Below are 12,212 nucleotides of genomic sequence, written 5' to 3'. Positions count from 1 at the left end.
CGTATGGCCTTGAGATGTGGATAACGGCTCCAAAGGAGACGCTTGTTGTGCAAAATAGCCACAATAACATACTCTGGCTGAAAAGCAGGGATTTCTAAAATTTATTCTTTACCGCTGTTATTTGTGCAGGTTTCCTTGTGGGAGAAAAACGAAGGGGCTATAATAACTATGAATGGGACTTCGAGAGTTTTACTGGAAAGCAGAAAATGAGGAGGCAGAAAACCGTGAGAAAAAGAAAATTATGGGCAAGGAGAGCAGGGGCTCTTCTGACGGCGGCAGCAATTACCGCATCGTTGTGCGTTCCAAATGTTCTGGCAGAAGAACCGCAGCAGACTGCACAGGAACAGACCACACAGAGCACAGAGACGAAGACAGAGGAAGTGCAGAGCACGGAAACACAGCCGGAGGAAGTGCAGAGCACGGAGACAAAGCCGGAAGCAGAGCCGAGTACGGAGACAAAACCGGAGGCTGAGCCAGGCACTAAGACACAGGCGGAAGAAGTGCAGAACACGGAGATGCAGACGGACAGTGCAGAAGCACAGCAGACAAAGGAAAGTGCGGAAGCACTGAAAGAAGAAACCGCGGCAGAACCGGAGACTGCGGAAAAGGAAACAGAAGCGGATGCGGCAAAAGCGGCAGCAGCTGCTGATGAGACAACAGAGACGACAGAGGAAGCAAAAGACGGACAGTACGACACGACAAAACCGGTAATTGAGAAAGTTGAGTTTCCGCAGCAGGGACAGACACTGACAGTAAATGATACAGTAAAATTCTATATTTATGCATATGACGCAGACAGTGGAATTCGTGAAGTACAGGCTGATGTGGTTTTTAAGACAGAGTCAGGCAATGTGTGGAATGGCATGGATTTCACCTATGATGAGGTGAATAAGCGCTACGTGGGAGAATATTCTCTGGAAAACGTTAATACAGACAGCGGATATATTACGGATATCCGTGTTATTGACAATTCAGATAATTATGTAACCATGTCATCGATGGATGAAGAAACGTCAACTGAAATGTATACGTTTTCTTTCAAAAAAGAAGAAGTAAACTATACGGTGAAAAATTTTGTTCTGGATCAGCAGGGTAAGACTTTAAAGAATGGGGATACTGTATCTGTATCCTTTGAGACAGATCCGGCTATTACAGAAGATCCGGGCAATGTAAATGCGGTTTTTAAAAGTGAAGATGGATATTCTTCGATTCATATCTGGATGAAGTTAAATCCGGATACAGGAAAGTATGAAGGGGATACCCAGATTTATAATCCGAGTGAGGAAAAATGGACACTGGATCAGGTGGGATTTTCCCGCTCCGGAGACATGGCTGAATTCAAGGTAGATCATCCGGAAAATTACTGGTTTAAAACAGAAGCAACAGAAGAAGTTGTCAATGATAAAGAAAAGCCTGTAATTACTTCGATCGAAGTAGATAAGAATGGTGAAGTTGTAAAAGCCGGCGATAAGGTGACGATCAAGATCAAGGCGACGGATAATGTGGGGCTGGATGAATATAACTGCTATGCTTATATGAGCGCAGATCAGGATATTGTCAATAGCAGTACTTATGTTGACCTTCAATATAATGAGGAAGCTGACGCATGGATTGGTGAATTTGTAATAGATGAGAACACATATCCTTGCGAGTGGTATCTCAGTACTGTAACGATGAGAGATCAGGCTGGAAATTCGGCTGATGTCATAAAGTACAGACAGGATTTTTATTTATCAGAGCCGTATTATGTTCAGGTTGTTAATAAAGATACGTTTGTAAATCAGACGTATACTGGTCGGATTGAGTTCAGGGTTTTAAACGAAAATGGAATATGGGATACGGTAAGTGAAATTGAAAAGGAAAATCTGGAAAAACGTGCTACGTTTAAAGAAAGTGGTATTGAAATCCCGGCAGCAAACCATACTTTTGAAAGCGCGAAACAGATTGGATGGGTAGATTCTGCCGGAAATCCGATTGATGAAAACACAATGGTGACGGACCAGATAACGAGTTTTGTTGTTTATGCAAAATATGATAAGACTCCGGTTTCAATTTCCAAAGAATATCTGAATCAGAACGGCGAGAGGACTTATAGTTCAGATGAACTTGTACTGTTGCAAAAAGACGCTACGTATGGGGATCTGAAAGAATACATTAAGACAATTCCGGAACCGGAAGACAGTTATGATAAACTCAACTTTAAGGAGTGGACGTATAGTTTACAGAACGGAGATGATGCTCTGATTTCCGGAGCAATGTATGTACATGTAACTGCTTCATATGATGAAAATGTATTTACGCTTAGTTTTTCATATTTAAATAATAAGGGAGAATGGGATTATTCGGACGAGCTGTATTTATATGAAGATGGAGCAACTTATGGAGACCTTTATCAAGAAGCATATAAATATGTTCCGGATGATCTTTCTGATGAGATCAAGTTAGAAAAATGGGTGCTGCCGACGTATATGCTGGAGCAGAATCCGGAAGATAAAGAACTCCCGTTAGATCACTCCATTATGAACTCTACGGGAGTTACGGCAGATTATGGTGATAAAGCGGTTGCACTGGCGAATATCAGTTATACAGGAATTGATGGAAGGTATCGTGTGAATGAACAGGCGCTGGTAGTCGATAAAGGAACAAGCTACAAGTCGATTTATGAAAAGTGCCTTCCGGAGAAACCGGAATCCTATCCTGGATTAAAATTTACAGGATGGGGAAAAGAAGATGAAAGCAGTGTTGTAGAGTCAAGCGGAACAGTTGTATATGCTGAAGCAGAGTATTCTAATTACCTTGTGCGTTTTATCATTGATGATATGTATGCGGGAAACGACTGGGGATACAGCGACAATGAAAAAGAATTTGACTTTATTCAATGCATTGTTGCAGAAAAAGGAGATACAATTACACTTCCGACCGAATTTGAGGGATATACGAATGTTACATGGATTACAGCATGGCCGGAAGATGGAAAAATAACAGTTGATTATGACCGTACATTCCGCGGATATGGAGAAAAGACAGCAACAGATCCATCCGACCCGGAAAAACCGGTAGATCCGGAAGAGCCGACTGATCCGGAAAAACCAGTAGATCCGGAAGAGCCATCTAATCCGGAAGAGCCTTCCAAACCGGAGGAACCGTCGAATCCGGGTACAGAAATTCCGGCAGATACCGTGGATTCTGTTATGCAGGAAATCAAAGGAGCTTCCACTGGTTCAACAGTACAGGTAGATATGGGTAATGCGACTGTTCTTTCCAAGAAAATTTTGGAAGCCGCAAAGGGTCAAGATGTGAATATCCAGCTCAACATGGGATCCTATACATGGACAATCAACGGAAAAGACATTAAAGCTTCTGATCTGAAAGACATTGACATGAAGGTAACCATGAATACCAATGCAATTCCAAGCAGTGTCGTAAAGAAACTTGCAGGGGACAATCCGACCATGCAGCTTTCACTGGCGCATGAGGGAGACTTCGGATTCCAGGCAAAACTGACACTCAATGTAGGAAGCCAGTATGCAGGAAAATTCGGAAATCTTTACTACTATGACAGTGATGGAAAACTGGTTTACATTAACAGTGGAAAAGTAGCAGAAAGCGGAAATGTATCTCTGACATTCAGTCATGCATCCGACTATGTGGTTGTACTTGCTGACCAGCAGTACATCGGCAATGGTGACGGACAGGACGGAGCATCCAATACCTCCGGAAATGAGGGAACCAATCAGGGACAGTCAGGAGCAGATGTTGTCAAAACAGGAGACAGCGCTCCGACTGTAACACTTCTGATTGTGATGGGAGCAGCTGTTGTAGTCATTGCAGGTGCGGTGATCGTGAAAAAAAGAGGATCTGCAAAATAATATAGGGTAAATTGAAAAAACCGCCGCAAGGAGAAGGAAGCCCCCAATCCTGCGGCGGTCTTTTACGGACTGAAATAACAAATCGAGCAGGACAATGCATAAAAGAAAAGAGAAACCGATAAAGTGTCATATAGCCATGTGAACAGGGAGAAAGAAAAATGGAATTACACTTGCTTGAGCTTTTGTCGGAATACGGATATTTCGGAATGTTCCTGCTGATTATGATCGAAAATATTTTTCCACCGATTCCGTCCGAAGCGGTTCTGTCTTTCGGCGGATTTCTGACGGAGCATACAGAACTGAATCTACAGGGGATGCTCATCGCAGCGACGGCAGGATCACTGGCAGGGGCGGTGATTCTGTACTGGGCAGGGAGGATTATACCACTGAATCGGCTGGATCATGTTCTGTCAAACAGATGGATCAGGAAAGCAGGCTTCAAAGAAGGAGACATCAAAAAGACACTGAAATGGTTTGACAGGCACGAAAACAAAGCAGTCCTTCTCGGAAGATGCGTACCTGTCATACGAAGCCTCATCTCCATACCGGCAGGCATGACCAGAATGCCCTTTGCTCAATTTCTGTGCTACACAGCCATCGGAAGCGGAATCTGGAATCTGCTTCTTCTCGGTCTCGGGAAAAAGGCCGGAAGCTCCTGGTACAAAATCACACAGATCTTTGATCAATATCAGGCAGCTATCATCACACTGATTGCGGCGGCCGCCATATTCTTTATTGCATACAAATTAAGCACAACAGAGAAAAAAGACTGATTTTTTTCATTGGGGACAGGTTCCGGTGCATCGGAACACGTCCCCAATGTTACGTTCCCGATATTGACATTGGTGAATGATGAGCATACAATAGTTGTATATACAAGTATTTGGAGGTGTGGGATGTGCTAAGGAGAATTTTTTCTTATATGGGGAAGTATAAGAAGTATGCTCTGCTGGCGATTTTGTGCGTGACGGCGGAATCGTTGTTTGAACTCATTGTGCCGCTGATTATGGCGGACCTGATTGATGTCGGTGTGGTGAACGGGGACAGGCATTATATTTATATGAAGGGATTTCAGATGGTTATCTGCGCGTTGCTTGCATTGTTTCTGGGGATCGGAAGTTCGCGGTTTTCGGCTCTTGCCGGCCAGGGGCTTGGAGCGGAGCTGAGGAAAGCGGAATATGAGAGTCTTCAGGGATTTTCGTTTGCGAATATTGATCATTTCAGGGTGTCGTCGATCGTGACGAGGCTGACAAGTGATGTGACCAATATCCAGAATTCGGTATCTACGGGACTTCGGCCTTTCTGCCGTGGGCCTGTAATGCTTGTAGCTGCAACGGCGGTCGCATTTTCCATCAATGGGAAGCTTGCGCTTGTGTTTTTTGTGGCACTTCCGATTCTGGCGGTGCTTCTGTTTTCCATTGTGAGTCATGTTCAGCCGTTGTATACGAAGATGCAGACGGCTATTGATCTGGTAAACCGGATTATTCAGGAGAACCTGACGGCGATTCGGGTGGTGAAAGCGTACGTCAAAGGGGAATACGAGACGGAGAAGTTTGATGAGGTAAACAGGAATCTGAAAACCCAGTCGGAAAAAGCATTCCGTCTGGCGGCGCTGAATATGCCGGCCATGCAGATTGTGATGTACGGCACGATTCTGAGCCTCATCTGGTTTGGCGGCAGGATGATTCAGGTCGGCGGAATGCAGGTCGGGGAGCTGACAGGTTTTCTAAGCTATGTTATGCAGATTTTGAATTCTCTGATGATGATTTCCAATGTGTTTCTGATGATGACCCGTTCCATGGCATCGGGAAGCCGTATTCTGGAGATCATTGATGAAAAAGTGGATATTACCGACCGGGAAGCGGAAGACCACGAGGTAGAGCGCGGCGAGGTTGAGTTTGACCATGTCTACTTTCAATATAGAAAGGACGCACCGGAATATATTCTGTCGGATGTGTCTTTGAAAATCCCGGCAGGCAGTACGTTTGGAATTATCGGTCAGACCGGTTCAGCGAAATCAACGCTGATTCAGCTGATTCCTCGTCTTTATGATGCGACAAAAGGGGAGGTCCGGATCGATGGAATCCCGGTGAAAAAATACAAGGTGGAGCATCTGCGGGACGCAATTGCCGTGGTGCTTCAGAAGAATACGCTTTTTTCCGGCACCTTGATAGAAAACCTGCGGTGGGGCAAGGAAGGTGCCACGATGGAAGAGATTGAACAGGCCTGCCGTATTGCCTGTGCGGATGAGTTTATCGACCGGCTTGCAGACGGTTATGAGACGGAAATGGGGCAGGGCGGTGTCAATGTGTCAGGTGGACAGAAGCAGAGGCTTTGTATCGCACGGGCGATTCTGAAGCGGCCGAAAGTACTGATACTGGATGATTCAACGAGTGCTGTGGACACGGCAACCGAGGCGAAAATCCGGACGATGTTAAAAGAGGAACTTCCGGAGATGACGAAGATCATCATCGCCCAGAGGATTTCCTCTGTGCGTCATGCAGACCAGATCCTGATTCTGGATGACGGGAAGGTGTCGGATATCGGTACCCACGAAGAACTTCTGGAAAGAAATGAAATCTATCAGGAAATTTATGAATCTCAAAAGGAAGGAGCGGAGCTTTAATGGCAAGATATCTGGGATATAAAAGACCAAAAGATCTGAAGCGGACAATGGGGCATCTGATGCACTATCTTGGCGGACACAAGTGGATGTTCCTTCTGGTGGCGGTGCTTGTGCTGATCAGTACCGGAGCCAATATTCTGGGGACGTATCTGCTGAAACCGGTTATCAATGAATTTATTCTTCCGGGGGATGTGAAAGGGCTTCTGACGGCGGTAGCGGGTATGGCCGTCCTTTACCTGTGCGGTGTGGCGGCAACATTTGGCTACAACCAGCTGATGGTCATCACGGCACAGAAGGTCATCAAGGAAATCCGGCAGGATCTTTTTGCCCACGTGCAGAAGCTTCCACTGAAATATTATGATGCCCATACTCACGGAGAGCTGATGAGCCGGTTCACCAATGACGTAGACACAGTGCAGGAGGCGATGAACAGCAGCTTCGCCATGCTGATTCAGAGTTTCCTTATGCTGGTGGGAACGATTACCATGATGCTGGTATTAAGTGTACGGCTGACGCTGATTGTCGTGGTTTTTCTGCTTTTGATGGCTGCCTTTATCAAGTTTAACGGCAGCAGAAGCCGGAAATACTTTACAAGGCAGCAGGAGGAGATCGGAAAGATCAATGGATTTGTAGAAGAGATGGCGGCGGGCCAGAAGGTGGAGAAAGTGTTCAACCATGAGAAGGCTGATTTCAAGAAGTTCTGTGAGATGAATGAAAATCTCAGGAGGGAATCGACGAATGCCCTGACTTTTGCCGGAATGATGGTGCCGACAATTGTAAGCCTTTCCTTCGTGAATTATGCGGTTTCGGCCTGTGTGGGCGGGCTCTTTGCCCTGTCCGGACTATTGGATATCGGCAGCCTTTCTTCCTATCTCGTCTATGTGCGCCAGAGCGCCATGCCGATGAACCAGTTTACACAGCAGGTGAATTTCCTGCTGGCGGCCCTTTCCGGTGCGGAGCGGATTTTCCAGATGATGGAGGAAGAACCGGAGATTGATGAAGGAACCATCACCCTCTGCAATGTAAGAAGAGAAGGGGATGTTCTGGTGGAATGTGAAGAGAAGACGGGAGAATACGCATGGCGGGAAGAGAAAGAAGATCAGGTGGTGCTCACACCGCTGAAAGGCGATGTGCGTTTTGACAATGTCGTATTTTCCTATGTGCCGAATAAACGGATTCTGAATGGAATTTCGCTCTATGCAAAACCGGGACAGAAGATTGCCTTTGTGGGATCGACCGGAGCGGGAAAGACGACGATTGTCAATCTGATCAACCGGTTTTATGAGATCGAGAGCGGAATGATCACGTATGACGGGATTGACATCCGCAAGATCCGGAAAGATGACCTGCGCAGATCTCTTGCAATGGTCATTCAGGATACCCACCTGTTTACCGGAACGATCGCAGACAATATCAGGTATGGAGATCAGGAAATCACGGATGAGGAAGTCCGGGACGCGGCAAGGATCGCCAATGCGGATTCTTTTATCCGGAAGCTCCCGAAAGGATATGACACGATGCTTTACGGGGACGGCAGCAACCTTTCCCAGGGCCAGAGGCAGCTCCTTTCCATTGCGCGTGCAGCGGCCGTCAAGCCGCCGGTTCTTGTACTGGATGAGGCGACCAGTTCCATCGATACGAGAACCGAGCGTCTGATTGAAAAGGGAATGGATGCCATCATGGAAGGGCGGACCGTGTTCGTCATCGCCCACCGCCTTTCTACGGTACGCAATTCCAAGGCGATTATGGTACTGGAAAAAGGAGAGATCATTGAGCGGGGAAATCACGAGGAACTTCTGGAACAGAAAGGCCGTTATTATCAGCTTTATACAGGACAGTTTGAACTGGAGTAGATGGAAAATGGAAAAAAGTAAGATCAGAGAACTATGGTTTCAGATAAATGCTGCCAGGAGGGCAGCGCTTCGGCCGTATTTTCAGGAAATCGGCCTGAAAGTAGGGCAGGGACAGCCAAGAATTTTGAATTCTCTCAGAAAATATGGTACTATGACACAAAGAGAACTTGCAGACCGGTGTTTTGTGGATGTCACGACGATTTCCAGAACGGTGGACCGGCTTGTAAAAGCGGGGCTTCTGAGAAAGGAGATCGATCCGTCCTGCCGCAGATCCTGTCTGATCAGACTGACCGAAGAGGGCAGGGAAAAGGCGGAGCAGGTGAAGGAGATTTTTGAAAAAGGGGATGAGATCTGGTGGGAAGCATTTGAAGAGGAAGAGCTGGAAACTTTTTACCGTCAGCTTCAGAAGATGGAAGAAAGTCTGAAAGGAGAACAGACAAAATGAAAACGCTTTATACAAGATGGGGAAAAGACCTGGATACGGAGCATGTCCTTTCAGAGTATCCAAGACCTCTGATGCGGCGAAAAAGCTATATTAACCTGAACGGATACTGGGATTACCAGATCTGCCGGGAATCCGGGAAGCGTCCGCCTGCCTCCTTCGAAGGAAAGATTCTTGTCCCGTTTTCGCCGGAGAGTGTTCTGTCCGGTGTGAAGCGGAGACTCCGCCCGGAGGAAACACTCTGGTATCATCGGACGTTTGAAAATCCGGCACAGTCGGGGGAACGGATTCTGCTGCATTTTGGTGCGGTCGATCAGATGTGTGTCGTGTATATAAATGGAAGGCGCGCCGGCTGTCATAAAGGAGGATATCTTCCCTTTACCGTTGATGTTACGCGGTATCTGAAAGAAGGGGAGAATGACATCTGCGTCCGGGTACGCGATATATCGGACCAGAGCTGGCATGCGAAGGGCAAGCAGAAAATTCAAAAAGGCGGTATGTTCTATACGGCTCAGAGCGGAATCTGGCAGACAGTATGGATGGAGGCAGTGCCGCATAATTATATTGAAGAGATCAAGTGCCGGCCGTTTTATGACACCGGGGAAGTGGAGATTACCGTATTTGCCAATGTGGCGAAGAAGGCAAGGATTATTCTGGAGGGAAGAGTCTGTGAGGCCGGAACGAATGAACCTGTCCGGATCCGGTTAAGGGAAAAGCGGAGCTGGACACCGTGGGATCCATATCTGTATGAGTTTGAAGTACGGATGGGAAAAGACAAGGTGAAAAGCTACTTTGCGATGCGTTGCATCACGGTGGAAAAGGATCCGAAAGGCATTCCAAGGATCTGCCTGAACCACGAGATTCTGTTCCAGAGAGGACTTCTGGATCAGGGGTACTGGCCGGACGGGCTTTATACAGCGCCGTCCGATGAGGCGATGATTTTTGATATCAGTCAGGCGAAAAATCTCGGCTATAACATGCTCAGGAAGCACTGCAAAATCGAGCCACAGCGCTGGTACTATCACTGCGACCGTCTGGGAATGCTGGTGTGGCAGGATATGGTCAACGGAGGAGAAGCGTACCATCACTGGTATGTGACTTACGGGGCGACTGCCATGAGTATCTGGCACATTACGGTCACGGACAAGGTAAGACGGCTTCTGTCCAGAAAGAGTGAAAAAGGCCGGGCAGAGTTTGAACATGAGATGAGACAGACAGTACGCACACTCTATGGGCATCCGTCCATCGTCCTTTGGACGCTGTTTAACGAAGGATGGGGACAGTTCGATACAAAAAGGCTTACAAAGGAATTGAAACGTCTGGATCCGACCCGTCTGGTAGATGCGGCCAGCGGCTGGTTCGACCAGAGATGCGGGGATGTGCGGAGTACCCACAACTATTTCTTCCGGCTGAAAGTGAAGACGGAGAAAGAGCGGGCTTCCATTCTGTCGGAATTTGGAGGATTTTCCATGAGAGAAAAAGGGCACAGTGCGTGCCCGGCAATATACGGATACCGGATTTTCCCGGGGAAGAAGAGCCTGTGCCATGCCTATGAAAAAATCTGGAAAGAAGTCAGAAATCTGGAGCGAAAAGGGCTGTGCGCGGCTGTCTACACGCAGCTGTCGGATATTGAAGAAGAAGTAAACGGGCTGTGGACCTATGACAGGGAAGTATTAAAAATCAAGGATTAGAAGGAGGAACGGACCGATGAGAATCATCAACTTTGGATCGCTGAATCTGGATTATACCTACACGGTGGACCATATTGTGGAGCCGGGGGAGACACTGGATACAGCGGAGCGAAAGATTTTCTGCGGCGGTAAAGGGCTGAATCAGTCGATTGCCCTTGCAAGGGCAGGACTGGAAGTCCACCATGCCGGAATGATCGGAGAAGACGGAGAGATGCTGGTGGATCTTTGCAGGAAGGAAAATATTCATACGCATTATATATGGAAAGTTCCGGGACCATCGGGACATACGATCATTCAGGTGGATGAGAGCGGACAGAACTGCATTCTTCTGTATGGAGGAGCAAACCGGAAATTTACCAAAAATTATATCGATGAAGTGCTGGCGGATTTCAGCGAGGAGGATATCGTACTTGTGCAGAACGAGATCAATCTCGTAGATTATGTCATCGAAGCGGCCAGCAGAAAGAAGATGCGGATCATCCTGAATCCGTCCCCGTATAATGAGCAGCTTAAATCCTGTGATCTTGGCAAAGTAAACCTCTTCCTTGTCAATGAGATTGAAGGCGCGCAGATGACAGGAAAAGAAGAGCTGGGGGAAATTCTGGATACTTTGTCCGAACTGTATCCGAAGGCCGGGATTGTGATGACGCTTGGCGGAGACGGATGTGTGTATCAGGATGCATCGAGGCGGTTTTTCCAGGACAGCTTCCATGTACCGGTGACCGATACGACCGGAGCAGGAGATACATTTACCGGATATTTTATCGCCGGACTGGTATCCGGGATGGATGTAAGAGAATGCCTGATCGTGGCCTCCAGAGCGGCGGCCATTGCGGTCACAAGACCTGGAGCGGCTGCGTCGATCCCGACAAAACAGGAGGTCAGGGAAATTGATCTGGATTTTGAAAGACCACAGAAACATGAGACAGAAGAGTAGAAGAAAAGAGCTTTGCAACGCCCGGAGAAAGGGCCGCGCAAAGCTCTTTTTGTGCAATAGAAACAGTTCCTGAAGATCAGTCCTTGTCAAGTTTGGAAAGCACATCCGGGATCGGTACATCGATTTTACGGTCACGGTAATAGTATTCCCGGTCGTGTTCTCCTACTTCACGCAGTACCCGGCATGGATTTCCTACAGCTACTACTCCGGCCGGGATGTCCTTTGTGACAATGCTGCCGGCTCCGATAACTGTATTGTCCCCGATGGTCACGCCCGGAAGGATGACGCATCCTGCTCCGAGCCATACATTCTTTCCAATATGTACGTCCATGTTGTACTGCATCTCCAGATACCGGAGATTCGGCTCGATCGGATGACCTGCGGTCGCGATGGTGACATTCGGTCCGATCATGGTCTTGCTGCCGACATAAATATGTCCATCGTCAACAAGAGTCAGATTGAAGTTGGCGTAGACATGATCTCCAAAATGGGTATGATATCCACCCCAGTTGGAACGAAGCGGAGGCTCGATATAGCATCCCTCGCCCAATTCGGCAAACATATCTTTGAGCATTCTGGCTCTCAGTTCCTGGTCGTGCGGTCTTGTCTGATTATAATCATACAGCTTTTCCAGACAGTCAAACTGTTTTTTCATAATTTCAGGGTCGGACGGAAGGTAAAGACGTCCTTCCTCCATTCTTTTTGCAGACTCCTGAGAGTCCATCTGTAAATCCTCTGCATATTCCATGCTGTGTTTCCTCCTCTTTTTTCCGCTGCTATCCTCTACTATAGTA

General features: G+C 47.3%; 8 protein-coding genes. 7 read left to right on the top strand and 1 reads right to left on the bottom strand.

Translation table 11 applies throughout. From position 1 onward, the window contains the following. The first annotated feature begins 224 nt into the window (after positions 1-224). The 7 genes from B5G11_RS16830 (at position 225) to B5G11_RS14520 (ending at position 11,418) form a co-directional block, all read left to right on the top strand. Positions 225-3,869: a hypothetical protein gene (locus B5G11_RS16830; protein WP_242959074.1), complete on the top strand. Its 3,645-nt coding sequence runs from the start codon at positions 225-227 to the stop codon at positions 3,867-3,869. A 158-nt stretch (positions 3,870-4,027) separates the two neighbouring features. Next, a complete protein-coding gene (locus tag B5G11_RS14545; RefSeq protein ID WP_087255066.1) occupies positions 4,028-4,642 on the top strand; it encodes a DedA family protein in 615 nt (204 codons plus the stop codon). Between the two features lie 149 nt (positions 4,643-4,791). Then, entirely contained in the window at positions 4,792-6,495 is a 1,704-nt protein-coding gene (locus B5G11_RS14540) for an ABC transporter ATP-binding protein (protein WP_087255063.1), read from the top strand. After that, positions 6,495-8,348: an ABC transporter ATP-binding protein gene (locus tag B5G11_RS14535; protein ID WP_087255060.1), complete on the top strand. Its 1,854-nt coding sequence runs from the start codon at positions 6,495-6,497 to the stop codon at positions 8,346-8,348. The genes B5G11_RS14540 and B5G11_RS14535 overlap by 1 nt, the downstream gene beginning before the upstream one ends. Positions 8,349-8,355: 7 nt before the next feature. Next, positions 8,356-8,793 carry a MarR family transcriptional regulator gene (locus B5G11_RS14530; RefSeq protein WP_242959073.1) on the top strand — a complete coding sequence of 146 codons (438 nt, stop codon included), beginning with the start codon at positions 8,356-8,358 and terminating at the stop codon, positions 8,791-8,793. Beyond that, on the top strand, positions 8,790-10,481 hold the full coding sequence (locus B5G11_RS14525; RefSeq protein ID WP_087255054.1) for a sugar-binding domain-containing protein: 1,692 nt from the start codon (positions 8,790-8,792) through the stop codon (positions 10,479-10,481). Before B5G11_RS14530 ends, B5G11_RS14525 begins: the two co-directional genes overlap by 4 nt. 16 nt (positions 10,482-10,497) lie before the next feature. Beyond that, the gene (locus B5G11_RS14520; protein WP_087167154.1) at positions 10,498-11,418 is read left to right on the top strand and encodes a ribokinase; all 921 of its coding nucleotides are present in this window, start codon (positions 10,498-10,500) and stop codon (positions 11,416-11,418) included. Positions 11,419-11,494: 76 nt separating this feature from the next. On the opposite strand, the gene B5G11_RS14515 is transcribed toward B5G11_RS14520, so the two are convergent. Next, the gene (locus tag B5G11_RS14515; RefSeq protein ID WP_087255075.1) at positions 11,495-12,142 is read right to left on the bottom strand and encodes a sugar O-acetyltransferase; all 648 of its coding nucleotides are present in this window, start codon (positions 12,140-12,142) and stop codon (positions 11,495-11,497) included. Positions 12,143-12,212 lie beyond the last annotated feature (70 nt).

It is taken from the genome of Drancourtella sp. An57, from assembly GCF_002161525.1.
GTDB lineage: Bacteria > Bacillota > Clostridia > Lachnospirales > Lachnospiraceae > Sellimonas > Sellimonas catena.
Note: the sequence above shows the minus strand (reverse complement) of the source record. Positions and strands in the feature narration are given on the sequence as shown.